At 47.5% G+C, this 26,346-nt stretch carries 24 protein-coding genes; 2 read left to right on the top strand and 22 right to left on the bottom strand.

What is annotated here, in order from left to right:
* Window positions 1-270 precede the first annotated feature (270 nt).
* Window positions 271-828 (top strand): DUF16 domain-containing protein, encoded by a 558-nt coding sequence (locus H8S54_RS00375; protein WP_117853496.1) that lies wholly within the window; start codon window positions 271-273, stop codon window positions 826-828.
* 110 nt (window positions 829-938) lie between these two features.
* Here H8S54_RS00375 and H8S54_RS00370 read toward each other — a convergent pair whose 3' ends face one another.
* The gene (locus H8S54_RS00370; protein WP_021926573.1) at window positions 939-2,078 is read right to left on the bottom strand and encodes a ComEC/Rec2 family competence protein; all 1,140 of its coding nucleotides are present in this window, start codon (window positions 2,076-2,078) and stop codon (window positions 939-941) included.
* Window positions 2,079-2,215: 137 nt separating this feature from the next.
* Between H8S54_RS00370 and H8S54_RS00365 the strand changes: the two genes are divergently transcribed.
* A complete protein-coding gene (locus H8S54_RS00365; protein ID WP_021926574.1) occupies window positions 2,216-3,490 on the top strand; it encodes a peptidoglycan-binding domain-containing protein in 1,275 nt (424 codons plus the stop codon).
* Window positions 3,491-3,568: 78 nt separating this feature from the next.
* On the opposite strand, the gene H8S54_RS00360 is transcribed toward H8S54_RS00365, so the two are convergent.
* From H8S54_RS00360 to H8S54_RS00260, 21 genes are all read right to left on the bottom strand, one after another.
* On the bottom strand, window positions 3,569-4,660 hold the full coding sequence (locus H8S54_RS00360; RefSeq protein ID WP_408610244.1) for a glycoside hydrolase family 172 protein: 1,092 nt from the start codon (window positions 4,658-4,660) through the stop codon (window positions 3,569-3,571).
* Window positions 4,661-4,793: 133 nt separating this feature from the next.
* Window positions 4,794-5,876, bottom strand: a complete 1,083-nt coding sequence (locus H8S54_RS00355) for an NAD(P)H-dependent flavin oxidoreductase (protein WP_289044902.1) — start codon at window positions 5,874-5,876, stop codon at window positions 4,794-4,796.
* Window positions 5,877-6,045: 169 nt separating this feature from the next.
* Window positions 6,046-7,332, bottom strand: a complete 1,287-nt coding sequence (gene rseP, locus H8S54_RS00350; RefSeq protein ID WP_021926577.1) for an RIP metalloprotease RseP — start codon at window positions 7,330-7,332, stop codon at window positions 6,046-6,048.
* 1 nt (window position 7,333) lies between these two features.
* Window positions 7,334-8,476: a 1-deoxy-D-xylulose-5-phosphate reductoisomerase gene (dxr, locus tag H8S54_RS00345; RefSeq protein ID WP_021926578.1), complete on the bottom strand. Its 1,143-nt coding sequence runs from the start codon at window positions 8,474-8,476 to the stop codon at window positions 7,334-7,336.
* Between the two features lie 72 nt (window positions 8,477-8,548).
* Window positions 8,549-9,343, bottom strand: a complete 795-nt coding sequence (locus tag H8S54_RS00340; protein WP_021926579.1) for a phosphatidate cytidylyltransferase — start codon at window positions 9,341-9,343, stop codon at window positions 8,549-8,551.
* A 1-nt stretch (window position 9,344) separates the two neighbouring features.
* Window positions 9,345-10,091, bottom strand: coding sequence for an isoprenyl transferase (locus tag H8S54_RS00335; RefSeq protein ID WP_262579786.1), 747 nt, complete (start codon window positions 10,089-10,091; stop codon window positions 9,345-9,347).
* Window positions 10,092-10,162: 71 nt separating this feature from the next.
* Window positions 10,163-10,717, bottom strand: a complete 555-nt coding sequence (gene frr, locus H8S54_RS00330; protein WP_021926581.1) for a ribosome recycling factor — start codon at window positions 10,715-10,717, stop codon at window positions 10,163-10,165.
* An 89-nt stretch (window positions 10,718-10,806) separates the two neighbouring features.
* Window positions 10,807-11,502 (bottom strand): UMP kinase, encoded by a 696-nt coding sequence (gene pyrH / locus H8S54_RS00325; RefSeq protein ID WP_117853560.1) that lies wholly within the window; start codon window positions 11,500-11,502, stop codon window positions 10,807-10,809.
* A gap of 38 nt (window positions 11,503-11,540) precedes the next feature.
* Window positions 11,541-12,509, bottom strand: a complete 969-nt coding sequence (locus H8S54_RS00320) for a hypothetical protein (protein WP_202031113.1) — start codon at window positions 12,507-12,509, stop codon at window positions 11,541-11,543.
* Between the two features lie 180 nt (window positions 12,510-12,689).
* Window positions 12,690-13,430, bottom strand: coding sequence for a response regulator transcription factor (locus H8S54_RS00315; protein ID WP_173768043.1), 741 nt, complete (start codon window positions 13,428-13,430; stop codon window positions 12,690-12,692).
* A 135-nt stretch (window positions 13,431-13,565) separates the two neighbouring features.
* Window positions 13,566-14,402, bottom strand: a complete 837-nt coding sequence (locus H8S54_RS00310) for a carbohydrate ABC transporter permease (protein ID WP_021926585.1) — start codon at window positions 14,400-14,402, stop codon at window positions 13,566-13,568.
* Between the two features lie 43 nt (window positions 14,403-14,445).
* Complete coding sequence (locus tag H8S54_RS00305) at window positions 14,446-15,249, bottom strand: carbohydrate ABC transporter permease (RefSeq protein WP_173768059.1); 804 nt, start codon at window positions 15,247-15,249, stop codon at window positions 14,446-14,448.
* A 137-nt stretch (window positions 15,250-15,386) separates the two neighbouring features.
* Window positions 15,387-16,847, bottom strand: a complete 1,461-nt coding sequence (locus H8S54_RS00300; RefSeq protein WP_243176580.1) for an ABC transporter substrate-binding protein — start codon at window positions 16,845-16,847, stop codon at window positions 15,387-15,389.
* Complete coding sequence (locus H8S54_RS00295) at window positions 16,847-18,277, bottom strand: phosphoglucomutase/phosphomannomutase family protein (protein WP_186900678.1); 1,431 nt, start codon at window positions 18,275-18,277, stop codon at window positions 16,847-16,849. The genes H8S54_RS00300 and H8S54_RS00295 overlap by 1 nt, the downstream gene beginning before the upstream one ends.
* Complete coding sequence (locus tag H8S54_RS00290; protein ID WP_117853503.1) at window positions 18,274-20,223, bottom strand: GH36-type glycosyl hydrolase domain-containing protein; 1,950 nt, start codon at window positions 20,221-20,223, stop codon at window positions 18,274-18,276. The genes H8S54_RS00295 and H8S54_RS00290 overlap by 4 nt, the downstream gene beginning before the upstream one ends.
* Window positions 20,224-20,411: 188 nt before the next feature.
* Window positions 20,412-20,900, bottom strand: coding sequence for an acyl-CoA thioesterase (locus H8S54_RS00285; protein WP_021926590.1), 489 nt, complete (start codon window positions 20,898-20,900; stop codon window positions 20,412-20,414).
* A 12-nt stretch (window positions 20,901-20,912) separates the two neighbouring features.
* Window positions 20,913-21,383 carry an SsrA-binding protein SmpB gene (gene smpB / locus H8S54_RS00280; RefSeq protein ID WP_021926591.1) on the bottom strand — a complete coding sequence of 157 codons (471 nt, stop codon included), beginning with the start codon at window positions 21,381-21,383 and terminating at the stop codon, window positions 20,913-20,915.
* 54 nt (window positions 21,384-21,437) lie between these two features.
* Window positions 21,438-23,837 (bottom strand): ribonuclease R, encoded by a 2,400-nt coding sequence (gene rnr / locus H8S54_RS00275; protein WP_243176579.1) that lies wholly within the window; start codon window positions 23,835-23,837, stop codon window positions 21,438-21,440.
* A gap of 278 nt (window positions 23,838-24,115) precedes the next feature.
* Window positions 24,116-24,352, bottom strand: coding sequence for a preprotein translocase subunit SecG (secG, locus tag H8S54_RS00270; RefSeq protein ID WP_117853505.1), 237 nt, complete (start codon window positions 24,350-24,352; stop codon window positions 24,116-24,118).
* A gap of 118 nt (window positions 24,353-24,470) precedes the next feature.
* Window positions 24,471-25,790: a phosphopyruvate hydratase gene (eno, locus tag H8S54_RS00265; RefSeq protein ID WP_173768039.1), complete on the bottom strand. Its 1,320-nt coding sequence runs from the start codon at window positions 25,788-25,790 to the stop codon at window positions 24,471-24,473.
* A 137-nt stretch (window positions 25,791-25,927) separates the two neighbouring features.
* Window positions 25,928-26,344 carry an ACT domain protein gene (locus H8S54_RS00260; protein ID WP_021926594.1) on the bottom strand — a complete coding sequence of 139 codons (417 nt, stop codon included), beginning with the start codon at window positions 26,342-26,344 and terminating at the stop codon, window positions 25,928-25,930.
* Window positions 26,345-26,346: the final 2 nt, after the last annotated feature.

Raw genomic sequence — 26,346 nt, 5'->3', positions numbered from 1 at the left:
AACAAATAAAAAAGGGATAATCCGAAATATCATGGAAAAAATTAAGGATAAGATTTTTACAAAAAGCAGTTGCTTTTTCGCCAGCTATGGAATATACTTGTCTGAACATCTGAAAAATCTTTATTCCAATCTGAAAATGAATTCTGTTTTCGTTTTATGTTCCAGACTTTTATGAAAATTGAATAGACTTTATACTTTGGCTGTGATATAGTATATCTAAACAATATTTCGTATCTGAAATGTATTTTTCTAAAAGGAGGTGTATTTCCCATGATCGATCCCGAATTAAAAGATGTTCTTCTTAACATTAACCAGAATGTTATCACCTTGCAGGTAGGAATGAATGAACTGCGTTTTGATGTGAATGAGCTGAAGTCCGACGTAACTATACTGAAGTCCCAAATGGTTGAGCTGCGCTCTGATGTAGCTAAGCTGGAATCCAGAATGGATAGACTGGAATCCAGGATGGATAAACTGGAATCCAAAGTAGATAAGCTGGAATCCAGGATGGATAAACTGGAATCCAAAGTAGATAAGCTGGAATCCAGGATGGATAAACTGGAATCCAAAGTAGATAAGCTGGAATCCAAAGTAGATAAACTGGAATCCAAAGTAGATAAGCTGGAATCCAGGATGGATACCCTTGACGACTCTGTACACAAGATCCACTTAACGCTGGAAAACGAAACCAACCGCAAGATCAGCGTCCTCTTCGATTCCCGCGTTGATGAAATACGTCACCGTCAGGAAAACGCTGAAACACGCGAAAAGGTTGCCAACCTGGAAATGCGGGTTGACAACCTTGAAAAAACTGTAATAGCATCCTGACCAGTTCTGCATACATATCCCTGGCCTTAGAGCCGATTAAAAAAAGGCTCCAGAGCGTGTTTGAAACAGGCTCTGGTATAAGGTCTGTTCAATTTTCATAAAAAGCTTTTTCAGAAACACTTCTTACAGGCTTCATACCCTTGGGCCTCTGCCTGGGAAAGAGGCTCCTGATAGGCCTTATCCGGGTTCATATTACCACAGTCCGGAATGCTGTGGTATTTGCTTCCTGTAGCAGAGATCCATACCATCTCTTCCTGGCTGTTCTGAGCTGAATCAGCTTCTATGGAATCCGTATCATTCGATTCTCCCTGATCATCATACTGTTCCCCGGCAAATCCCTGCGTCTCGCTTTCTCCCGCAGGACTTTTTCCATCCCCGGAAGTATAATCATTACAGGGATCCATATTCCAGGAAAGAGAATTCCCGTCAGAAGAAACTACAATCGTCCCCTGTTCATCTGTACGGTACACCTGGATACCCATGTCGGACAGTTTTTCCATCGTCTCTTCATGAGGGTGTCCGTACATATTTCCTGCGCCGCAGCTGATCACTGCATACTCCGGAACTGTCGCCTGCAAAAAATCCCAGCTGGTGGATGTTGCAGATCCGTGATGTCCCACACTTAACACATCACAGCTAAGGTCAATTCCGGAAGATACCATGTCAGCCTCGCTGTTGTAATCCGCATCCCCGGTAAAAATAAAACTGTTTTCCCCATTTGTCAGCCTGATTGCCACAGAATTGGCATTGCTCTCTTTGCTGATATTTTGCGGAGACAAAATCGTAAATTTCCCGGAACCGAATTCATATTCTGTTCCCACAGCCGGATGCTGTACCGTAAGCCCCTGCGCTGCGACTCCATCCATAAAGGAATCATACAGCGAGGAATCGTGGACATAGTCTGCTCCAATCACATTTGCCACATCAAAGGCATTCAAACATCCAATCAATCCGCTGACGTGGTCCTCATCATAATGGGAAGAAATCAGATAATCAATCTCCGAAATCTGCCGTTCCTGCAAATAGGATACCACAAAGCTGGATGCGCTTCTGGGACCGCCATCATACAGCAAAGTCTGCCCTTCCGATTCCACCAGAACAGACAACCCCTGCCCTACATCCAGAAAATGTACCGTCATGCTGCCATCTGCTGCCCAAACCGCTTTCGTATTTTGCGGAAGCAGAATTCCTGCAAAGAGCATTGCAAACATCAGCAGAAATCTTCCCACACGTTTTCTTAAATTTTTCATTTTTTCCCTTCTTTCGTATATTTTCTGTTTCTATTATAACCGAACTTCGTACCAACAAACAGCCCTGAATTTTCTCAGCTCATCTTTCCCACACATCCGGCATATAATACCCAGAAGAGCATTTTATGAGGTCGTCCATGTATTTCAGAAAAACCTTACATGCACAGCAGGAAAATGTAGATCAGGGAACCTTGCAGATAACCGTGCGCTCTGAAGCCGACAACCGTCCTGTAGAAAATGCACTGGTTCGCATTTCCTACACTGGCGATCCCAATAGTGTGATTGAAGAGGTCCGCACCGATTCTTCCGGCAATACCCCTGTCCTCCAGCTGAAAACGCCGCCTTTGGAATACAGCTTAAATGCTACTGAGGAAGCCCAGCCCTACGCAGAATATTCCATGCAGATTGAAGCTGAGGATTTCCATTCGGAGGAAATTGCAGGCACAGAAGTCCTTCCGGCTATCCTCGCCAAACAGCCTGTACTTTTAAACCCGCGGCAAAGCTCTGTCGCCGACAGCCGTGTCGTCATTCCTCCACACACACTTTTTTACGAGTATCCGCCCAAAATACAGGAATCTGAAATCAAGCCAGTAAATGAAACCGGAGAAATCGTGCTGAGCAAAGTAGTTATCCCTGAATATATTGTTGTTCACGACGGACCCGTAGGCGATAATTCCGCCTCCAACTATTATGTGCGCTACCGGGATTACATCAAAAATGTTGCCAGCAGTGAAATCTACGCCACCTGGCCCGACGATACGATCCGAGCCAATGTTCTGGCAATTATGTCCTTTACCCTAAACCGGGTATACACAGAGTGGTACCGCAACAAGGGAAAAGACTATACCATCACCTCCTCCACTGCTTATGACCACAAATGGATCCGTGGAAGAAATATTTTTAATACCATTGACCGCATAGTAGATGAACTGTTTGAAAACTATCTTTCCAGGCCAAATGTACGTCAGCCCATTCTTACACAATACTGTGACGGAGAACGAGTGCAATGCCGTGACCGGGGATGGATGACCCAGTGGGGAAGTAAGCGCCTTGGAGATCAGGGATATTCCCCTATTGAGATTCTGCGCTATTTTTATGGAAGTGACATGTATATCAATGTTGCGGAGGAGATTTCCGGCATCCCTTCTTCCTGGCCGGGTTACGACTTGGATATAGGTGCATCAGGAAGTAAGGTTGTACAGCTCCAGGAGCAGTTAAATGCCATCAGTCAGGCATACCCCGCACTTCCAAAGGTAAATCCGGATGGCATATATGGCTCTCAGACTCAGGCTTGCGTGCGAAAATTCCAGAACATTTTCGGACTGCCGGAAACCGGAATCGTAGACTATCCCACCTGGTACAAAGTTCAGGAAGTCTACGTAGGTGTCACCCGAATCGCCGAGCTTCAGTAAAAAGCCTTCGCACAACGCAGCACTGCCGCTTACGCCAAGATTTCTCTTTTGCTAAGCGGCAGCCTGTAATACAGTTTTTTATCTTGGCCATCTCTCTTCCCTGGGCAGAAGCGGGGAGTAGTCATTTTGTCCACCTTTTTCCTGATACCAGTATGCCACACTGGAAACATCATCCTGTCTCTCAAACAGGCCGTTATGGCACATACCAATCTGCTGGATGGTCACGCGGATATCTTCCTCAAAATAAACCGGATCCGGAATATGGAAGCGATACATGCCTCGCATAGGAGGACAGTCATCGTTGTAATAGGGGTGGTAAGTCAGTTCATCCTGTTTTGAATAATAAGGATAACCTAAAAATGGTGTAGAATAAGTCTGCTCCACTGTTCTGCCGTCCTCCTGCTTGGCAAAGCTCCAGGAACCACCTACATAATCCTCTGTTCCGGTTCCGCAGATTGTTGGAAATTCCACATCTCCGTCCAGATAAAATTTCACTTCGCCTTCGCCCCACCAATATCTCTCCAAGGTCTGCAGAGCAAGGTAAGTTCCCACATAAATTCCTCTTCCATGGACACCATCCAGAATGGTATAATCTTTCTTTTTTTCAGTTACAGACTCCCGGTTCCATTTTGCATGGAAATACAGAACAGGATCCGGAAGACTGTCGTACAGACAGTAATCAATCTGATAGAAAAATGCCGGGATAGGATTTTTGTGTTCATTTATCAGTTCAATTTTCGCCCTTTTGGTAAATGGCATGGAAAAATAGCTGTTCATTCCTCTTGCAGGGACTACAGCAATGGAGTATGAATTTACAGTGCACTCTTTTCCAAAACCACAACAGAAGAAGTCTCCCAGAGGCACTTCCACAGACGGGTGCTCCTCATCATCCCAGGTCATCCGCAAAACCAGATCACGGAGCACAAAGCAGTCTCCTTCTGAGGTTTTGGCATCTACTGTAATCCAGATATGGTTGATCACTCCGCAGCCCTTAATATCACCAAGAACTGTAGTACTCCCCGGCAGCAGATTCAAAAGGCAGGGACTTCCCTTCCTTCCTGTGCCAAGGTTACTGGCTGCTGTTCCTCCCTTGCCTTTTTCCCCTGTAGGGTTCTCCGCATTAATGGCCCTTGAACGTCCGAATTTGCCATAAGGCAAAATATCATGCATAAAATTCATAATTAACAGCACCTCCTGAATTTTTCTATATTTTGCCACAGGTATTCTGTCAATTCAAGAGATTCCTGTTATTTTTTTCCAAACAAGGTTTCCTTAGTATGGCATCCATCTAGTTCTGAATACTTCAGCCTTCTGCCAGCTCCCGCATCAGCGCAGATACTGTAGTGATTTCCCGAATCCGGCCTGTATTAGAGCCGCAGAAAATCAGACCATTCTCCACATCCCCATTCACAGCCTGAATCAGGGCATTTGTAATACAATAGGGAACCTGCCCGGGATTACACTTTTCCAGGCAGTGATAACATTTTTTCACAGGAATACGGCCGGCTTCCACAGTCTCCACAAAGTGATTTCTCACAGCTCTTCCCGGCATTCCTACAGGACTTTGTACAATCTGGATATCTTCTTCCCTTGCATCAATGTATGCCTGCTTGTACCGCTCATCTGCGTCGCACTCTTCGGTCGCCACAAACCGGCTTGCAATCTGCACACCATCTGCTCCAAGCGACAGCACATGATCAATGTCACTTCGGTCAAAAATCCCACCTGCTACAACCACAGGAATTTCCCTGGAAAACTTTTCCTCATACTCTTTTTTACAGGAAATAATATCTCGGATTTCCTGATCAAAATCCAGATCTGCCCTATGGTCCAGCTGCTCCCTGGAAAAGCCCAGATGTCCCCCAGCCTCCGGTCCTTCAATGACGATCAGATCTGCCGTGCGGTTATAACGGTGTGCCCACATTTTCAGTATCAGCTGTGCTGCACGTTTAGATGAGACAATTGGTGCAATCTTTGTTCTGCAGGTTTCCGGCACCAGTTCCGGCAGGTTTACAGGAAGTCCTGCGCCGCTGATAATAAGATCTGCACCGGCTGCCACAGCCTCATGTATATGTTCTTTGTAATGCTTCAATGCTGCCATAACATTAACACCAATCAGTCCCCGTCCCTTTGCAATCTCACGGGCTTTTAAAATATGCCTGCGGATTGCGCGAAGATTACAGGCTGCCGGATCTTTTTCAAAGCCTTCCTCATCGTATCCAATCTGTGCTGTAGAAATAACCCCTACGCCTCCTTCGGCCGCTACAGCCCCAGCCAGAGAGCTTCTGCTGACTCCGACTCCCATTCCTCCCTGAATAATGGGAAGCTCTGCAATTTTATCTCCGATTCTAAGACATTTCAGACTGCTTTTATACTCTCTATCCACAATAAAACCCTCCATAGTATTTAGTTTGGCATTTAGTTTGATTATAAAACTATTTTATTATAAAGGGTTGTTCATATTCTGTCAAGCTCCCATCAAAAAACAAAAAAACCAGGAGCTGTGCAAACGTAAAGGTTTGCATCAGCTCCTGGTGGTAAATGCATCTTTATTTTCAGAATATTTTCAGAATATCATTGTACATGACCACAACCATCAAAACCATCAGTACCATCAGCCCGGCAAAATGGATGGTGCCTTCCACCTGGCGGTTGACAGGCTTTCTGCGCACTGCCTCAATGATGAGGAATACCAGACGGCCGCCGTCCAGTGCTGGCAGGGGAAGAAGGTTCATAACCCCAAGGTTTGCGGACAGCAGGGCTGCCATGTACAGCATATTCACCCAAATTGCCAGCATTCCCTCACTCTTGCTCTCCTCATAGGTGCTTCCGATGGCATCCACAACGCCAACCGGCCCGCTGAGATCCTTCACCCCAAGACCTCCTGTAAGAAGCTCCTTCAGGCTAAGCAAGGTGGAGCGGATCAGATATTTTACTTCCAGAGCACCGTATTTCAGCACGCCGAAGCCCTCTGCCTTGGTATAGGCAAGGTTGTAGGAAAATTTCAGAACCGCAGTGCGGTACTCTTTAGGCGTTACATCTGCAGTGTATTCCAGGCCGTCTCTTTCATAGGTGATGGTCACAGTCTCGCCGGTAAGAGGATGATCTGCAAGATAATTGGTATAATCCTCTGCATTCTCCAGGCGGGTGCCATTGATGGAAGTAATCACATCCCCAGGCTCCACACCGGTTTCTGACAGACCCATTCCCGGGATCAGGGATTCTACCTCAAGGGAATCCGTATTCTTCCGGTTAAAGCCAAGAAGATACCGAACCTGCACATCCGGCTTGAAAGACAGCTCCACATCTTTCCCATCCCGTTCAACGGTCATGTGGATGGTCTCATCCTCCTGGACGCTGTTCAGGTACATATAAAGATACAGGTCCCTTGCCAGGTCTATGTGATACCCCTGATATTCCTTGATGATATCCCCCTCCTGAAGACCAGCCTCTGCCACTGTAGAACCGCTTTCCACCTGGGTAACCTCAGCTGGATCATATCCCACCAGAGAAACAATGATCACTGTTATCACAAATGCCAGGATAAAGTTGAACACAGGTCCTGCCGCAACTGTGGCGATTCTGCCCCATACAGGCGCTCCGTTAAAGGTTCCCGGCGCTTCGTCCTCCATATCCTCTCCCATCATGGCACAGGAACCGCCGATGGGAAACAGCTTCAGAGAGTACCTGGTTCCGTTCTTCACCGTACTGAGAAGTCTTGGTCCCATTCCAAGAGAAAACTCTGTTACTACGATTTTATTTTTCTTTGCCAGAAGGAAATGTCCCAGCTCATGAAAAAGAATGATCGCACTGAAAATCAAAATTGCCAGAATAATTTTCAATCTACCACCTGCTTTCGATCCATTTATAAGTCTCCGCCTCAACAGCCAGTATCTCGTCCAGGTCAGGATTTGCGATTACCTGATGTCTGTCCATAGACTGTCCGATAATCTCATAAATATCCAGAAAGCCGATCTTTTCCTGCAGAAATTTCTTAACTGCCAGCTCATTTGCCGCATTAAATACAGTCGGCATGCTGCCTCCTGCCCTGGCAGCGTCCATTGCCATAGGAAGTCCCAGGAAGGTTTCCATATCCGGATCCTCGAAGGTGATCTCTTTTAATTTGTGGAAATCAAGACGCTCTCCCTCTAAGTATCTGCGCTCCGGATAGTAAAGGGCATACTGGATGGGAAGACGCATATCCGGAGTTCCAAGCTGGGCCATCACCGCGCCGTCTTTAAACTCCACCATGGAGTGGATAATGCTCTTTGGCTGGACAACTACCTGAATGTGATCCAGGTCTACATCAAACAGCCACTTGGCTTCCATTACCTCAAGGCCTTTGTTCACCAGGGTAGCAGAATCTACGGTGATCTTCTGTCCCATCACCCAGTTGGGGTGCTTCAGGGTATCCGCAAGAGTTACATTCTTTAACTCATCTCTTTTTCTTCCGCGGAAAGGACCGCCGGATGCAGTGATCAGAAGCTTCTCCACCTGCTCTCTTTTTTCCCCGTGAAGGGCCTGGAAAATGGCACTGTGCTCACTGTCCACAGGAAGGATCTGAACGCCGTATTCTTTTGCCATTGGAATGATCAAATGACCAGCTGTTACAAGAGTCTCTTTATTGGCAAGGGCAATGTCCTTGCCTGCCTTAATTCCTTCCATAGTAGGACGGATTCCGATCATTCCCACAACAGCTGTTACCAAAATATCCGTCTCAGGCATACGGGCAAGCTCCAGAAGCCCATCCATTCCGGATACGATCTTCACATCCATATCCTGAAGGCGGACGGCCAGGTCCTTTGCCGCATTTTCATCCCACACTGCGATCAGCTTAGGATGAAACTCCCTTGCCTGCTCTTCCAGCATTTTTACATTTCTTCCGGCGCTGATTCCCAGCACTTCAATATCACCATTGGCTCTTACCACATCCAGTGTCTGGGTACCAATGGACCCTGTAGAGCCTAAAATTGCAATTTTTTTCATGTAAATATCCTCTCAAATTCAATATGAACCACTTCCGGAAAACCTCGCCTCAAGGCATCCATGTTTCCAGGATCAGATTCCCAGCACCAGCTTCGCCAGGAAGTAAATGGCAGGTGCGGTAAAGATCACACTGTCAAAACGGTCCAGAATTCCGCCATGTCCCGGAATCAGTTTGCCATAGTCCTTGATTCCCTGGTTTCTCTTAATTGCAGAAGCTGCAAGGTCTCCTACCATAGAAATCAAAGCGCCCACTGCACAGATCAGGGCATACTCTGCCATAGGGCCGCCTGTAGCAGCTGCGTAGATCACGCCCAGAAGAGCTGCTCCTGCCACGCCGCCGATTCCGCCTTCCACAGATTTCTTCGGGCTTAAAACAGGTGCCATCTTGTGCTTGCCGATCAGCATTCCCACGCAGTATGCACAGGTATCACATCCCCATGAACAAAGGAAGATCAGCCATACCAGGAATTTGCCATCCGGCAGGTTTCTGGTAAGATAAATAAAGGAAAGCATCACTGCCACATATACCACGCCGAAAAATGCAGGCATTACCTGCTCGGCATGAAAACGGGGATAATTAAATACATACACAAACATAAAGATCATGAACGCAATAATAACGCCCATCATTCCATATTTCTCAAAATCTGCTGCCATCAGCACATAATAGATCACAGCACCTAAGTATCCTGCAATTTCCAGTGCGTTAAACTGATCTGTGCGAACCTTCATGGCCTTATACAGCTCCTGCATTCCGATCAGGGAAATGCCAAGCAGTGTGAAGAACAGCACGTAGCCGCCGCTGATAATGGTGAGAAGCGCCACTGCCACCAGCACGATTCCGCTTAACAGTCGTGTCTTAAACATGTTATTCCTCCTTCACTCCGCCGTATCTTCTGTCTCTTTGATTATATTTCTCGATAGCCTGTATTAATTCTGGTTTGTGGAAATCTGGCCATGCCACATCGGTAAAATAAAATTCCGTGTAGGCCAGCTGCCACATCAGGAAATTGGAAAGCCGCTGCTCCCCGCTGGTGCGGATCAGAAGATCCGGGTCCGGCACGCCTGCTGTGTCCAGATAGCTTTCAATCCTGCTCTCTGTCACCTCATCCGGTGAAAGCTTTCCGTCGGCTACATCCTGGGCCATTTTTTTCATGCCTCTTGTGATCTCATCACGGCTTCCGTAATTCATGGCAATCTGGAAATACAGCTCATCGTAATCCTTAGAAAACTCCTCCAGCTTGTGGATGCTCTCCTGGATATCCGGTGCAAAAGCAGAAATATCACCGATGATCTTGATCTTCATCTTATTGTCTCTGGAAATCTTAATACACTTCTTCAGATAGCTGCGGAACAGCTTCATCAGACCGTCTACTTCCTCCCTGGAACGCTTCCAGTTCTCTGTGGAAAAAGCGTAGACCGTCAGGTATTTCACACCCAGATCCTTAATATCATAGCAGACCTGCTCCAGATTGGCGCAGCCTTTTATATGTCCATAGCCGCGGGGCATTCCCTTTGCCTTCGCCCAGCGTCCGTTTCCATCCAGGATGATGGCAATATGATTGGGTACGTTCATAGTTCTCTCCCTGTTCTTTCGTTTTTCTTTATAAGGCAGAAGAGAGCTCTTTTCCAGAGCTCTCTTTACGCTGTTTCCCTGCAAAAGGGGCAGACAGCAGACATATCCTTTTATACAGTCATAATCTCTTTTCCCTTGAGTTCAACTGCTGCATCTACATCCTTGATGTATTTGTCTGTAAGCTTCTGGATCTTGTCTTCCAGTTCTTTGATCTCGTCCTCGGATACATCCTCTTCTTTTTTCAGTTTCTTGTATGCATCGTTGGCATCACGGCGGATGTTGCGGACTGCAACCTTGGCAGCTTCGCCTTTTTTCTTGATATCCTTTACAAGATCTTTACGGCGCTCCTCTGTAAGCTCCGGGAAAATAAGGCGGATCACTTTACCATCGTTGTTCGGGTTCAGTCCCAGGTCAGAGGTAAGGATTGCTTTCTCGATTCCCTTGATCAGGCTGGATTCCCATGGCTGGATCTGGATCATACGTGCTTCCGGAACGGTAATATTGGCTACCTGCTGAAGAGGTGTTGGACTTCCGTAATAGTCTACGGTCAGCTTGTCCAGAATGTGCGGGTTGGCGCGTCCTGCACGGATCGTAGCCAGCTCTGCCTCAAGGCTTGCCAGTGTTTTTTTCATTTTCTCTTCATACTTCTGAATTCTTTCATCCATGTATTTAATCTCCCTCTAAAATATTTTTGTAATCCTAACTTGATATCCACGAATTGCTCCGCTGCAAAGCAGCTCCCGCAATCCTCCGATTATACAGTCACCTTAGTTCCTGTAAATTTGCCGTGAACGGTATTGATAATGCTGTTTTCCTCATCAAGGGCAAATACCAGCATCGGCATCTTCTGCTCCAGGCACATAATAGATGCGGTCAGGTCCATGGCTGCAAGCTTCTTGTCAACAACCTCCTGGATGGAGATCTCGTCATATTTCACTGCATTTGGGTTCACCTTCGGGTCGCTGTCATAGATACCGTCAACAGCCTTGGCAAGAAGGATGGCCTCTGCTTCGATCTCAACTGCACGAAGAACAGTAGCGGTATCTGTGGAGAAATACGGATGTCCGGTACCGCCGGCAAAGAATACCAGCTTGCCCTGTGCAAAGCTCTCCTCCACGCTGTCCTTGGAATACAGCTTGGTAAATGCGCCGCATGCAAATGGAGTGTAGATCTCAGTCTGCATTCCGGTATATCTGCAAAGGTCAGATACATAGATGCAGTTCATAATGGTTGCAAGCATTCCGATCTGGTCTGCCTTGCTGCGGTCGATGGTCTCGCTGGTACGTCCTCTCCAGAAGTTTCCACCGCCGATCACGATTCCAATCTGTACGCCTTCGTCAGAAATTGCCTTGATCTGCTTGGCTACAGCCAGAACTGTTGCCTCGTCAAATCCTGTTTTCTTCGGGCCTGCAAGAGCCTCTCCGCTTAATTTTAATAATACTCTTTTCATTTCCATTCTTTTGTCCTGCCTTATATTTTAATAATGAATTACCAAACACCTGCAACAACTTCGTTGCCGCTTTCATCTACTGTAGTAGAAACTGTGAAAGTATCGTAATAATGATAGCCGGTCTCACCTGTCTCTGGCTCATTCTCATAGTCGCTTCCATTGGCCTCACCGAGAGCTGCAATCAGACTGGAAAGAGGCTGGCCGATATAGGACTTCGCCTGGTCTGCGGTAGGACCGTCATTACTGCCTGGATTATCCGGAACCGGTGTAGCAGTCGGATCAGCTGCCGGATTGTTCGGAGTCGGTGTGGCAGTTGGAGCTGCCGTGCTGTTCGGAACCGGTGTCGCTGTCGGGTCCGGAGTCTCATCGTCCTCCTCATCACTGCTGCTGTCATCCAGTCCCAGGCGCTTCTTCACCTCATTCAGAGTAGAAGTCTCCTTCTTGCTGGATGCAGTGAGATAAGTCGCATACGGGATCGCGTCATCTCCGCTTCCATCCATCTTCAAAGTGATCTGTGTGATGGTCGTAAGAGGAAGCTTGCGGAAATAGCAGTCTGTCAGGCTGTCGTCTGCATACACAATGCGGATATCAAAGCTTGTCACTGTCTTTCCTGAAGCGTCCTTCACGTTCTTATCGTAGTAATAAAGTGCCTTGTCATCGTCTTTCAGGGTAAATAATCCCTTGATCAGCTCATCTCCCCAGTCATCATCGTCATCTGTAGTTGGACGCACATAAATACCTGCAATATCAGAGCCTGTTTCATTAACAATAATCAGCTTGGATGCTGTAGTAGTCTTATCACCGATCACATTCTTAATATCGCTGTCATCTGACTTCTGCATATCAACCAGTGTGCCTTCATCATTGCCTGCTGTATCTGTATTCTCAGCAGGGGTTACAGTTGCCTGTGCTTCCTGCTTGGGTTCTTCGGTTTTCTTCTTACCGCATCCGACTGCTGTTATTGCAGTTATCATAATCGCTGCAAGAATTAAGTAACGTTTTTTCATAATATATTCCTCCCACAAAACGGAACCAGTGCAGCGAAAGTTCAGGATCCGCCATGCCAGTTCTCCACTTTTTGTTCTCCATTATTATTACAGAGTATGGCAGACTTGTCAACCGAAGGCGGAATGATTTCATACAATTTTTAGACTTTTCGATGTTTTCTGTACATTTATAAAAAAGCTTCAAAGCCTTGTATTTCGATATTCATTGGCAGAAATTCCCTCCATTTTCTTGAACACCCTGGAAAAATGAGCCACATCTGTGAAGCCTACCATTTCTGAAATATCAACAATGCGAAGCTGCATTTCCTTCAAAAGCTCTTTGGCATGCTCCACCCGGATCTGATTCAAGATCTCGGAGAAATTCCGGTTCTCATGTTTATTCAAAAGCTTACTCAAATGCCACTGGCTTACATAGTTTTTTTCCGCAACCAGAGCCAGCGTCAGCTTCTCATTGTAATGCTCTTCCATATAAGCAAGGGCATTTTTCACAATAAAGCTTCCTGCGCTGTTCTCTTCCTGACTCTCCTCATGGGAAGCCACGCCCTTTTTCTTCAGGTTCTCTGCCATCACAGCAAGAGCCTCCTCGATTTCCTCCAGCTTGGAAGGCTTAAGCAAAAATCTGCACACTCCAAGGCGGATGGCCTCCTGGCAATAATCAAAATCCCGAAATCCGGTAAGAATGCTGATCTGCATATCCGGAAATTCGGATTTCAAAGCTGCGATCATTTTCAGCCCGTCCAGTCCGGGCATGGAAATATCCGTAAAAATAATATCCGGCCTCTTCTCCCGGATGGTAACAAGTCCTTCTTTTCCACCGTAGGCACAGGCTGTTACGCAGCAGTCATATTTTTCCCAGGGAACCAGTTTGGAAATTCCCTCTACAATAATCGGTTCATCGTCAATGATCACTACATGGTACATTTCTTTTTTCCTCCCCCATTACAGCAGTTTTTGCTGTATTTCTATTATACCCGAAAGCCGGATCCAGGTCAAAATTTCCGGACAGCAAAAAACGGGAAATTGTCTTTTCCAACAATTCCCCAGCCCTTTGCCTTTTTAACCTTTTACAGCTCCAGCTGTCATACCTTTTACAATATATTTCTGCAAGCATACATACACGATCAGAAGCGGAACTACTACCAGTGTTACAACCGCTGCCATCAGACCGTAGTTGGTACCCTCTTTGGAAGAAATTTCAAGAAGAAGTCTTGTGATCGCCCACTCATCCTTGTTTCTCAGGAAGAACTGCTGGGTAAAAAGATCGTTGTAGCTCCAGAGGAAGCTGAAGATTCCAACAGCTGCAAAAGACGGTTTGGTAAGAGGCATAATCACCTTGAAGAAGATCTGGTAGGCATTGCAGCCTTCCATAAACGCCGCTTCCTCAAGATCAATAGGCAGGCTTCGTATGTATCCCGTAAGCACCACGATGGCAAATGCCATATTTCCTGCGATCTGGGGAAGGATTACGGATAACAGCGACATCCAGGTTTTGCCTGAGCCTGCGATTCCCCATCCGAACTCCATGCGGAATACCGGAATGATCGTGGAAAAAACCGGGAACATCATAGCCGCAATTACAATATTGTACAGAAGCTTGCTGCCCTTAAAGCTGTATCTTACCAGAGCGAAAGACGCCATGCCAGCCAGCAGGATCACCACTGCTGCCACACATCCTGAAATAATAATGCTGTTCTTATACGCATTGAGAATGTTCATTTTGGAGAATGCGTCTGTGTAGTTGGCTGTTGTAAACAGCTTTCCCAATGGAAGGGAAAAAGCATCGGACATGATCATTTTCTTGTCCTTAAAGGAGTTTGAAATTACCCAGAAGATCGGATAAATGGTCGTAACCGCCCAGAAGATCAGAACGATATAAATGAGGAATGTATTCACACTCTTAATATGATTTTTTTCATTTTTTGTTCCTCCTTCTGGATCAATAGTCCCGTTCCTTGAAAATTTTGTTGACCACCTTTGAAAGGATCACGCCAAGGATTACAATGAAAAACGCGATTGCAGAGCTGTAATCAATGTCAGGTGCCTGCATGGTCTTATAATACATATAGGTTCCTGTCAGCCAGGTTTTTCCAAGAGGTGCCCCATTTGGGAACATCACCCATGGAAGATCGAATACCTTCAATGCTACTGTCACTGCAAGTACGGCGCAGGTACAGACCACATTGTGAAGCAGCGACCAGGAAATATATCTTACCTTCTGCCATCTGGTTGCTCCGTCAATGGCTGCGGATTCGTACAGTTCTTCCGGAATGTTGTTCAGTCCGGTTACCAGAATGATGAAGTAGAATCCTACATACTGCCAGACAACCGGAGTCATCATAACCGTCAGCGGATACAGCTCCTTCCAGTTGGTCTTCTCTCCAACCAGCTGACTGAGCATTCCTCCGTCATACTGGAAGATCAGGTTGAACAGAACACCAAGTGCAGTTGCAGAAATGACGATTGGGAAAAAGTATACGATACGGAAAAACTTGGTTCCTCTTTTTACGTTATCTACCAGCATTGCCAGGATAACGGCCAGTCCTACCTCACCGAACAGGGTAACAAAGATCATGATCACGGTATTTTTCAGTGCCACTCTCATGTTTGGATCAGTGAGCAGTTCCGCATAGTTTTTATAAAATGGATTGTTGACCCCTTTGGCTCCTCCGCCCAGATTCCGGATCTTCATAAAGCTGTTTACAATGTTCTGAAGGAACGGATAGTAGAGAAATACTGCCATGAAAAGAAACGCAGGAATCAGAAACACCCATGCAGGTTTTTTATTCTTATATACGTTCACAGTAACACCCCTTTCTTATAAAAGAGCCGGAGAAGCGTCTCCTCCGGCCCGTTTGCTGCTTTCATTTTTCAGGGTGCTTATTCTGCATTTTCCTCAATGATATCAAGCATTTCCTGCAGAGCGTCTGTGATCTCAGTCTGTCCTTCTACGATCTGAGGCATGTTGTCGAAGATCGGAGCTCTCTCATCCTGTGTAACAAGATCCTGTACAGCGCCTGTGATGCCAGTGGTGTCCTTCGGCATTGCAAGGGCATCTTTTTCCAGGTTGGTAAGGCTGCTCTCGTCAATCTCTGCACCGTTTTTCAGAGCGGTGGTAGCGGTTCCTTCTTTGATACCGCCCATTTTCCAGGAGCCGTCAAGATAGAATGCAGATTTACCTTCCAGGAAGCTCTGGAATACCTCGTCACCGGTTGCAGTGTTGGTGTTCTCGGATAAGAATCCTTTCTCATAGAGGTCCTTGATATCTGCAAGACCAGCCTGCCAAGCCTCTCCGGCTGCATCGTCAACAGCTTCCGGAACTGTGGTGTGTGTCTTTGCGCTGTCGTGATTGTAAATTGCAAACTCGAACCAGTAGTGCGGCTCTTTTGCAAGGGAAGTAGCGATTGGGGTATAGCCTGCGTTCTTGATCACCTGGCAGGTCTCAAGGAACTGATCCCATGTGGTGTCTGCGGTAGGAATCTCAGCACCGGCAGCTTCCATAACTGCTTTGTTTACGTAAAGGCCTTCCCAGTAGCCATAGAATGGAACTGCGTACTGTACGCCGTCTGCCGGGGATGCCGGAATCATGTCATCTTTCATATTGGAAGCATATTCCGGATACTCAGCGCGGATGTCCTCGATGGAAACAACCTTGCCAGCTTCTACAAACGGATTGCCGGATATGTTCAGCTGCACATGGAAATCCTCCCATGCAGTTTTCACAGGCTCAAAACAGTAGTTAACATTCACCCGGCTCACCAAAATTCCCCATGCGGTAAAGCTGCGGTCCATCATGTTGCGGACAATGTAAAAGCCGTTGTCTGTTTTCAGAAATCCCACAGCCGTATCCAGGCTTTTGGCCAGCTCTAATACCTGATCCCGGTCCTGGCTGAAAAAGTGCTGGATCATGCCATAACTTCCCCCGGTACCAAAGTTATAGCTTGTATAATGTTTATTCAGCGGATCTTCTTTTAGCATCAATACGGTAAAAATATTATTTTTCTTGTGTGAGTACTGCGCATTCAGATAATTCTGTACTCCATTGGAAAAAATACGCTCTCCGCTGGAGCCTTGCCTTCTATATTGCCTGTACTGTTCAAACAGGGTACCGTCATAGGTAGCCTGGCGGGAGTCTGCGATGGCCCCGTTCAGGCGCTCTGCGCAGGTCCGGGTATTCAGCCCGGCCTGTGCAGCAAGACGTTCCATCTGGTTCTCCCGCTGAGTGATCAGCATGTAGGACCCGACCAGTCCAATGATCACCAGGAACGGAAGTACCCAGCACAGCAGCATAATTTTTGCAAATTTCCATTTCAGAGAGCGTATTTTTTTATCTTTATTCATTATTTTAATTCCAGAAACTCCTCAAAGATGTCCACCAGTTCCATGGCAGCCAGCTTACTTTCCATCTCACAGAATATGCGCAGTAAAGGTTCTGTTCCGGAAAAACGTGCTATGATCCATCCTCCATTCTGGAAATATACCTTGCAGCCATCCAGATAGGATACCTTGCTGATGGCATAAGGCAGCTTCGGCAAAAGTTTGTCGATCATCAGAGTCTTGTGGATCTGTTCCTTTCGAAGCGGGGTAAAGCGGTAATCCCGCTCCACCATATGGATTTCCCCATATTCCTGCTCAATTTCCTTTGCAATCTCAGAAAGCTTTTTGCCTGTGACCGCGATCATCTCCACCAGCAGGGAAGCTGCATAGATGCCGTCCTTGCCGTTAATATGTCCTCTCACAGTAAGACCGCCAGAGGATTCTCCTCCGATCACAGCGTCTGTCTCCTGCATTTTTGCGGAAATGTACTTAAAGCCTACAGGAACTTCGCAGCATTCCTGTCCAAATCTTTCGGCCACACGGTCAAGCATATGGGTAGTTGCCACATTACGGACCACCGGACCTGACCATCCCTTATATTTTACCAGATAATAGTACAAAAGTACAAGGATATCGTTGGGGTGAAGGAATCTTCCTGTGTCATCAATGACGCCGATCCGGTCTGCATCTCCGTCTGTGGCAATTCCGATATCGCAGTAGCGGTCCAGCACATAATTCTGCAGCGGACGAAGGGTGGTGGCATTGGGTGCCGGAAGCTTTCCGCCAAACAGGGTGTCATGGCGTTCGTGGATGGTCTCCACCTCGCATCTTGCAATGGACAGAATCGTCTTCAAAGAAGTCTGACTGACGCCGTAAAGGGGATCTAATGCCACCCGAAGGCCTCTGTCCCGGATGGCCTGCATATTGATCCTGGAAATAATGCTGTCAATGTACTCGTTCAGGGGATTAAATTCCACAACCAACCCGGCATTTTTCGCTTCCTCGTAATCCATGCGGGGAACTGCTTTGCCAGCCTCTATGTCTGCTTCCACGTTCCGGATGTAGTTTTCGATTTCCTGGGTCTGCTCCTGATCTGCGTCCCTGCCCCCTCTTGTGAACACCTTGATTCCATTGTAAATAGCAGGGTTGTGGCTTGCAGTCACCATCATTCCGTAAGGCAGGTCATGTGCCATCACGTAGTACATGATCAGCGGCGTTGGTGAGGATTTGTTTACAAACCAGCTGCGGATGCCGTTTGCCGCCAGCGTCTCGCAGGCCCACTTAACCGATTCCTTGGAAAGGAAGCGGCGGTCATAGCCAATGCAAAGTCCCTGGTCTGCCACTCCCTCATCCTGCATTTTCCTGGAAAGCGCTTCTGCCAGGATCTGGATATTCGCTCTCGTAAACTCATCTCCGATAACGGCTCGCCAGCCGCCTGTACCGAACTTTATCATTTTGCTTCCTCCTTCTCATCTTGGGTGCTTCCCATTACGATCCGCACCTTGTGTGTGCTTCCGGCTTCCTGTACCGGTATTTTTTCCGTCAGGGCTCCATCCAGGAAAATCTGGCACACGCCCTTGGATACATGCTCCGGATTTTCTACCGTAATGTCATACTGTGCACCCCGCCACTGTCTGGTCAGGGTAAAGCCATCCCAGCCCTTTGGAATGCAGGGATCGATTTCAAGAGCATCCATGCCGGGGCGGATTCCAAGCATGTAATGCGTTGCGGAATAGTAAGCCCAGCCGCCGGTTCCAGTCATAAAGGGATGTCTGGCCCTTCCAAAAGCGGTGTGATCTTTTCCCACAACAAACTGACAGTAGGAATAAGGCTCCGCCTCACGGATCTCGATCTTATCATTCTGATAATACGGACAAAGAGCGTGGTAAAATTCCATGGCACTCTCTCCGCCGCCTAAGTTCAGACAGTCGTTCCAGTCTGCACGAAGGCCTTTGCAGATGCCGTCCTCTCCCACCTGCCTGCAGGAGAAATCCAGGATTCGTTTCATATGTTCATAAACGCTTCCTTCACCGCCGTCTGCATAGGTATAGATCTCATCCAGGAAAGAAAACTCTCCCGTTTCTTTTATGTATTCATTGATGGAAGCCACCAGCCACAGGGCATCGTCCGAGCAGGTGTCCTCAATTCCGTGAATCATATCGTCAAGCTTAGGAGTTGGCACAACGGTAGGTGATTTAAAAGGCTTTTTGCCTTTTTCTTCCGGGTCGAACCACTCCGGCTGGAACAGATGAAGTCCGTAGCCTTCCTTTACCAGGCCGCGAAGAAGCTCCACAATTCTCTGGCGGCATTTCTCCGGGTTGGAATGAGGAACGGTCATGGAATCCTGTGAGGTGTCACGATAGCCAAGTCCGGTACGTCCGCCTACCTCAATAAAGGATGCAAATCTGGAGAACATAATATTGACCTCTGCCTGGTACAGGGTCCAGGTGTTGATCAGGGTGTTCATACCCTCATCCGGGGTATGGATCTGCAGGCGGTTGATCTTCTTGTCCCAGCATACCTTCAGCTGCTCATAGACATGGTCTGCCGCCGGACCATTTGCATATTTGGCACGGATTTTCTTTCCATTTTCCCTGGTACCCTCTCCCAGAAGGAAAATCACACGCACTTCTTCTCCTGGCTTCAGAACCAGCTGTTTGTGCAGAGCGCCGCAATGGTTGTTTCCAAGCTCGCTGCTGCCGCTTAAATGGCCGTTCTCAACTCCAATGGGATTGTCCTCCGTGCGGTAACTGCCAATAAATTTATCTCTCAGACAGTCGTAGCTGTCCGGTGTAAAATCCGCTGTGAAAAACTGATATCCGAACTCCTCGTAGAACAGGTCGCACTCAATGATTCCGTCCTCATAAGAAGAACCGGACGCATACATACTCATCTGGAAATTCTGGTTATCCATGGCAATCTGATGGAAGGAAAATTCCAGATAGGAAAAAACGCTGAGCTTACGGGTGCGGTCGCTGTTGTTTTTGATCCGCACATCCCAGATTTCCACCGGGTCGTCCATGGCTACAGACATTTTCTGGGAGGCAAAGATGTCGCTATAATCGCATTCATAGACGGAATAGGACATGCCGTGGCGGCAGGTATACTTCGCCTGATCAAGGGGCTTGCCAACCGGCTGCCAGGAGACGCTCCAGTAATCCCCGCTCTCGTCATCTCTCAAATATACATAGTGTCCAGGCCGGTCCATGGGAACTCCGTTTGGACGGAACCTGGTGATCCTGTGGTACTCCGGTGATTTGTAGAAAATATACCCTCCTGCTGTGTGGTTCAATACTGCACACATATCCTTCACGCCAATGTAGTTGGTCCATGAGGTGGGAAGGTCTACACGGTCAATCACATATTCCCTGTTTTCATTATCAAAATGTCCATACTGCATAAGAAATCCTCCTGTTATCCCCAATCTTTATTCTCATTATAGGATTTTTTGCCGGACTTCGGAATGTTTGCTTATGGGAAAAATTGTCTATACTTGTGCAAGAAAAACAGCTCTTTGAAAACCAGGAAAATAAAAAGGAACCAGAAGCAGAATTTCTTCTGCTATGGTTCCTTTCCGGAATTTGATCATCAGAATCCGGCGTCTCTTCTTTCTTTGCGCATTTCCCTGCGAAGAAGTGCTGCCTCGTGGCGGCCTTTCTCGGCCTCTGTGCGGATGAGAAGTCCCGGGATGGGCGTGGGCCGTTCCTTCTCGTTTACTGCCACCATCACGGAAAATGCACGGTTCACCATGTAGCGCATTCCATCTGAACGCTCCACGTAAGAATCGATTTCCACCTCCATGGAAGTGTTGCCCACATAAGTCACATAGCCGATCATCACAAGGATCTCGCCCTCATAGACAGGCTCCTTGAACTGCAGATTATCCACAGCTGCAGTGGTCACACGGTAAGTGCCGCAGTGGCGCATGGCAACCACGCCGGATACCTCATCCACCCACTGCATCAGCATTCCGCCGAACAGCCTTCCTCCTGCATTCAGATGCTGGTGCATGATCAGATGCACCTGCTCCGTACGGGAATCATCCACCGTTTTCATCACACGTTTTTTCTCTTCCATACCTGACCTCTTCTAATAAAGATTTTTCACTTTAAAATCACGCTCAGCTTCTCTTCTCTGATCCTTCTTGGCGATGTCCTGGCGTTTGTCATAAAGCTTCTTACCTCTTGCCATACCGATTTCAACCTTTACTAGGCTGTCCTTGAAATAGACCTTGATCGGCACAAGGGTCAGTCCTTTTTCCTTCAGCTTTGCTTCCATTTTGTTAATTTCGCTGCGATGAAGCAGAAGCTTGCGAATGCGCAGGGGATCCTTGTTGAAAATATTTCCTTTTTCATATGGACTGATATTCATTCCGTAAATATAAACCTCTCCATTCTGGATTCGCACAAAGGATTCCTTTACGCTGCATTTTCCCATGCGAAGGGATTTTACTTCCGTTCCTGCAAGGGCGATTCCAGCCTCATAAGTATCCTCGATAAAATAATCGTGAAAGGCCTTTTTATTATTTGCAATCAGTTTGATTCCTGGTTTCTTTGCCATAAGTTCCTCCCTGTATGGATTGTCACCTGTAGGTGACACTAATCATAATACTATTTACCAGTCATGCTGCTCTGCCAGAACAAAATCTACTGTCTTAAGCATTGTATCTGCCTCTGCCACACGCACGCGCACCTTCTGTCCCAGGGCAAAAACCTTTCCGGTCACATCTCCCCGCAGCTCATAGGCGTCCTGATCAAAGGTATAGTAATCATCTCTCAGCGTATTTACGTGTACCAGTCCCTCTACGGTATTGGGAAGCTCCACATAAAAGCCCCATCCGGTAACGCCGGAAATGATTCCCTCAAATTCTTCTCCAATATGATAGGACATATACTCTGCCTTTTTCAGTTTATCGGATTCTCTTTCTGCCTCATCTGCACGGCGCTCGCATACACTTGACTGTCTTGCCACATCCTCAAGGATTTCCTTATAGTGTTCTGTCTTTCCTTCCCTTTCCAGACGTCCCCGCAGCTTATCCTTAATGATTCTGTGGATCTGAAGATCCGGATAGCGACGAATGGGGGAGGTAAAATGGCAGTAATATTTGGCTGCCAGCCCAAAATGGCCACTGCACTCAGTGGTATACTTGGCCTGCTTCATGGTACGAAGGGTCAGGCGGCTGATCTGTGGTTCATTTGGAAGTCCCTCAATTCCCTCAAGAATCGTCTGAATCTCCTTTGGAGTAATCTCCTGTCCCATTTTCTGCACCGTAACACCCTGATTGTGAAGCAGAGTGAGAAGGCTTTCCACCTTCTCCGGATCCGGATTCTCGTGGGTACGGTATACAAACGGCATATCGTCTCTGCAGCACTCTTCTGCCACTGTCTCGTTTGCCATGAGCATGAAATCCTCAATGATCCGGGTTGCCACATTTGCCTCGTAAGGCTTGATGTCAATGGCACGGCCTGCTGCATTGAGAATGATCTTGCTTTCCGGGAAATCAAAATCAATGGAACCTCTGTGGTGACGGTTTCCCCTCAGGATCTGGGAAAGCTCCTTCATCAGGAAAAACATGGGAACCAGATCTGCATACCGTTTCTTTGCTTCTTCGTCTGTATCTTCCAGAATATTTTTCACATCTGTATAATTCATTCGTTCATCCACACAGATCACCGTCTCTGCGATCTTGTGGGAAACCATATTGCCTTTTTCATCAATGTCCATCAGGCAGCTTAAGGTCAGCCTGTCCTGTCCCTGGTTCAAAGAACAGATGCCGTTGGAAAGCCGCTCCGGAAGCATGGGAATGACGCGGTCAGCCAGGTAAACGCTGGTTCCGCGCTTCAGTGCCTCACGGTCAAGGGCACTTCCTCCCTGGACATAGTTGCTGACATCTGCAATGTGAACACCCAGGTGATAGATGCCGTTCTTTTTGGTCAGGGTAACTGCATCGTCCAGATCCTTGGCATCCTCCCCGTCAATGGTGACGGTCTGAAGATGGCGAAGGTCCAGTCTTCCATCCCGGTCTGCATCCAGCACACGATCCGGCACGCGGTTCGCCTGTCGGATTACCTTCTCTGGGAATTCACTTGGAATACCGAAGCTTTTTACAATGGCAAGGATGTCGGTTCCCGGTGCACGGCAGCTGCCAAGATTTTCCTTGATCCTGCCTTCCGGGTTGCGGTTCTTGCTTCCGTAGCTGGTGATCTCCACAACTACCTTATCTCCGTCCTTGATCCCATTTGAATCCTTGCGGGGAATGAATACATCCTTGGAAAACTTGGGATTGTCGCTGATCACAAAGCCAAAATCCCGGCTGTTCTCGTAGGTTCCCACGATTTCCGGCATGCCGCGTTCCAGGATCTTCACTACGATTCCTTCCCTGCGCCTGCCTTCCTGCGGCTCTTTTGTGATTATAACACGAACCTTGTCCTGATGCATAGCCGTTCCGGTGCAATCCTCGGGAATAAATACGTCATTTTCTTCGCCCTCTACTTCCACGAAGCCAAAGCCCTTGGGATGGCCGATGAAAGTTCCCTCTACAGACGGGCAGTCTGCGTATTCCGTTTCCAGGCGGGCAAGACGAATTTCCGGATCTTTCTCCTCATAACGTCTGCCAGAGCGCCTGTCCTCGTATCTGCCCCGGCCGTCACGTCCGTGGTCATTGCGGGAGCCATATTTCTCTTTGCGGTCCCCGGAATTTTTCTTTGATTTTCTTCCGGATGCTTCCTCCTTGTATTTGTCCAGGCGCTTCTCGGATTTCTCTTCTTTTCTTCTATGAAGCTTTTCTTTTCCGCGCTTTCTTCCGGTTACCTTAGAATAGCGGCCTTTGGAATCCAGGTCTGCCTTGCCCTCTGCTACCAGGTCATCCAGCACACGGTACAGATCCTTTTTCTCATCCTTGGAAAGGCGGAGCAGGCCTGCGATCTCCCGAAAGCGCATAGGCTGGTACACCGGGTCACCCAGAAGCTCCATCATAAATTTTTTTCGTTTGTCAAAATCTCTGTCTTTACTCATTTATCTCCTTTTCTATGTCAAACACACGTGCAATGAGGATATGTCGCCTGTCGGCGACATATCCATGAAAGTCAGTTACTCCGCACCTACGGTGCTCCCGTAACTGCCGACCGTATTCGTAATCCGGGCTATCGCCCTACTTACTCATACGGTCTAGCCCGTCCAATATCTGCGAATTCGTCCATGCAAGCATGGCTCATTCGCAGCTGCTGGACAGGACTTTCATAGTAAAAAACACTCTTGTGATCAGATCAACAAGAGTGTTTCCCAGTTCATTCTTAGAAATTCAGATTTAATACAACTGCCAGTACAAAGAACAAAACTCCCATAATAGTAGTTGCCTTCACAAGTCCGCCCTCCATGGAACGTCCCTTGTTCTTACCCCAGTATGTGTCTGCTGCTCCGGCGATAGCGCCAAGTCCCTGGGACTTGCCTTCCTGCATCAGAACTACTACGGTAAGGGCAATACAATCTATAACAAAAAGAATTGTCAATATCGTTCTCAAAATCTGCACGTGGTTACACCTCCTAATCAACTAGAGGATATTGTACCATAGCCCACTTTAGATTTCAACTCTTTTTTCCCGTATTCTGGCAAATTATTGTGCACCCAAACAGCATTTGCTGCCAGAATCATGCAAACGGATTCTCATACACCGATAACCCGCCAAGCTGTTCATGGATCCGAAGCAGCTGGTTGTACTTAGCATTTCGGTCGGACCGGCAGGGAGCTCCTGTTTTGATCTGTCCGGCACCTGTGGCCACTGCCAGATCTGCAATAAAGGAATCCTCTGTCTCCCCGGATCTGTGGGAGATCACGCTTCTGTAACCTGCCCGGGCAGCCAGCTCCACTGCTTCTAAGGATTCTGTCAGGGTTCCGATCTGGTTCACCTTGATCAGAATGGCATTGGCAGTTCCAAGCCTGATTCCACAGGACAGCCTTTTGATATTGGTGACAAAAAGATCATCCCCAACCAGCTGCACCCGGTTTCCAATCCGGCTGGTCATATCCTTCCAGCCTTCCCAGTCATCCTCCTGCAGCCCGTCTTCAATAGAAACAATGGGAAATTCATCCAGAAGCATCTCGTAATAATCGATCATCTCCGATGCATCCCGAAGAACCTCTTTTCCCGTCATCTTGCTTTCTCCCGGAAAATAATAGGCATCCTTATTTTCATCATAAAGCTCACTGGCCGCTGCGTCAATGGCAATGCCAATATCCTCCCCTGGTTCGTATCCGGCTTTGGTGACCGCTTCCAGGATCTGCTCCAGCACCTCCCTGGAATCCTTCAGGTCCGGGGCAAAGCCGCCCTCATCTCCCACTGCTGTAGACAGGTTTTTCTTCTTCAGAATGGTTTTCAGCGCCTGGTAGATTTCCACGCACATGCGGATTCCCTCTGAAAAACAGGAAGCTCCCACAGGCATGATCATAAACTCCTGAAGGTCCACCGTATTGTCCGCATGCCTGCCCCCGTTTAAAATATTCATCATGGGAACCGGCATTCTGCAGGCGTGACAGCCGCCGATATACTGGTAAAGGGGAATGCGAAGGGCCATGGCCGCCGCCCGCGCCACTGCCATGGACACCCCGAGGGTAGCATTAGCTCCCAGATTGCTTTTGTTGTCCGTGCCGTCTGTCTGAACCAGCAAAGAATCAATATACGTCTGGTTCAGGGCATTTTCTCCCAGGATTGCCTCTGCAATCTTGGTGTTTACGTTGTCCACTGCTTTTTGGACGCTTAATCCTGTGTAGTTTCCCCGGTCGCCGTCCCGCAGCTCCAAAGCTTCGAATTTTCCTGTGGATGCGCCGGATGGAACGATAGCGCGTCCTGTATATCCATTGATTCCGATGACTCCTTCGCCTACTGTTACTTCTACTTCCACAGTAGGATTGCCTCTGGAGTCCAGAACTTGTCTTGCGTGAATCTTCCGAATAGGCAAATACCGTAACATTTCCTTACCTCCTAAAGATTTATGGAGGTAGTTTTTCCCGTTCTTTCCGGTTCTATGCGTAAACGAAACCATATCTGAAAAAAGGCTTCCTGCCAAATGTACCTCACACTTTACAGAAAGCCTTACGCAAACAAATTTTAGTGTACCTCAGAAATAGAGTTAAATCCCTTATTTGTCAGGCAAGCCTCTACCTCGCAGATATCCGGCACATGGAGCACCATAATCGGAAGTCCGGTTGCACGGTTAAAGGACAGGTACAGATAGTCGATGTTGATGTTGCTCTCCTGAAGGCTGAGAAGAAGGTTGTTCAGGTTACCAACCTCATCCTTTACTTCGATTCCAAGTACATCGCTAAGCTTGCAGATAAAACCAGCCTTGGTAAGCGCCTCCAGTGCTTTCTCCGGCTTGGACACTACCATGCGGACAATTCCGTATTCTGCACTGTCATTGGTAACGGATCCTAAAATATTGATATCTTCCCGGAGAAGGATTCCGGTTACCTCCTGCATTCTTCCTTTTGTATTTTCCGCGAAAATTGATAATTGTTTCAGCATTT

This window comes from Blautia segnis, from assembly GCF_014287535.1.
In the GTDB taxonomy this organism is placed as follows: Bacteria; Bacillota; Clostridia; order Lachnospirales; family Lachnospiraceae; genus Blautia_A; species Blautia_A acetigignens.
This window is presented reverse-complemented; position numbering and strand designations above follow the sequence as displayed.

Excerpts from the sequence above, each read along its gene's own strand:
- H8S54_RS00375 (WP_117853496.1), top strand. The coding sequence starts at position 271 with ATGATCGATCCCGAATTAAAAGATGTTCTTCTTAACATTAACCAGAAT.
- H8S54_RS00370 (WP_021926573.1), bottom strand. The coding sequence starts at position 2,078 with ATGAAAAATTTAAGAAAACGTGTGGGAAGATTTCTGCTGATGTTTGCA.
- H8S54_RS00365 (WP_021926574.1), top strand. The coding sequence starts at position 2,216 with ATGTATTTCAGAAAAACCTTACATGCACAGCAGGAAAATGTAGATCAG.
- H8S54_RS00360 (WP_408610244.1), bottom strand. The coding sequence starts at position 4,660 with ATGCATGATATTTTGCCTTATGGCAAATTCGGACGTTCAAGGGCCATT.
- dxr (WP_021926578.1), bottom strand. The coding sequence starts at position 8,476 with ATGAAAAAAATTGCAATTTTAGGCTCTACAGGGTCCATTGGTACCCAG.
- H8S54_RS00340 (WP_021926579.1), bottom strand. The coding sequence starts at position 9,343 with ATGTTTAAGACACGACTGTTAAGCGGAATCGTGCTGGTGGCAGTGGCG.
- frr (WP_021926581.1), bottom strand. The coding sequence starts at position 10,717 with ATGGATGAAAGAATTCAGAAGTATGAAGAGAAAATGAAAAAAACACTG.
- pyrH (WP_117853560.1), bottom strand. The coding sequence starts at position 11,502 with ATGAAAAGAGTATTATTAAAATTAAGCGGAGAGGCTCTTGCAGGCCCG.
- H8S54_RS00320 (WP_202031113.1), bottom strand. The coding sequence starts at position 12,509 with ATGAAAAAACGTTACTTAATTCTTGCAGCGATTATGATAACTGCAATA.
- H8S54_RS00315 (WP_173768043.1), bottom strand. The coding sequence starts at position 13,430 with ATGTACCATGTAGTGATCATTGACGATGAACCGATTATTGTAGAGGGA.
- H8S54_RS00305 (WP_173768059.1), bottom strand. The coding sequence starts at position 15,249 with ATGGCAGTATTTCTCTACTATCCGTTCCTTCAGAACATTGTAAACAGC.
- H8S54_RS00300 (WP_243176580.1), bottom strand. The coding sequence starts at position 16,847 with ATGAATAAAGATAAAAAAATACGCTCTCTGAAATGGAAATTTGCAAAA.
- H8S54_RS00295 (WP_186900678.1), bottom strand. The coding sequence starts at position 18,277 with ATGATAAAGTTCGGTACAGGCGGCTGGCGAGCCGTTATCGGAGATGAG.
- H8S54_RS00290 (WP_117853503.1), bottom strand. The coding sequence starts at position 20,223 with ATGCAGTATGGACATTTTGATAATGAAAACAGGGAATATGTGATTGAC.
- H8S54_RS00285 (WP_021926590.1), bottom strand. The coding sequence starts at position 20,900 with ATGGAAGAGAAAAAACGTGTGATGAAAACGGTGGATGATTCCCGTACG.
- smpB (WP_021926591.1), bottom strand. The coding sequence starts at position 21,383 with ATGGCAAAGAAACCAGGAATCAAACTGATTGCAAATAATAAAAAGGCC.
- rnr (WP_243176579.1), bottom strand. The coding sequence starts at position 23,837 with ATGAGTAAAGACAGAGATTTTGACAAACGAAAAAAATTTATGATGGAG.
- eno (WP_173768039.1), bottom strand. The coding sequence starts at position 25,790 with ATGTTACGGTATTTGCCTATTCGGAAGATTCACGCAAGACAAGTTCTG.
- H8S54_RS00260 (WP_021926594.1), bottom strand. The coding sequence starts at position 26,344 with ATGCTGAAACAATTATCAATTTTCGCGGAAAATACAAAAGGAAGAATG.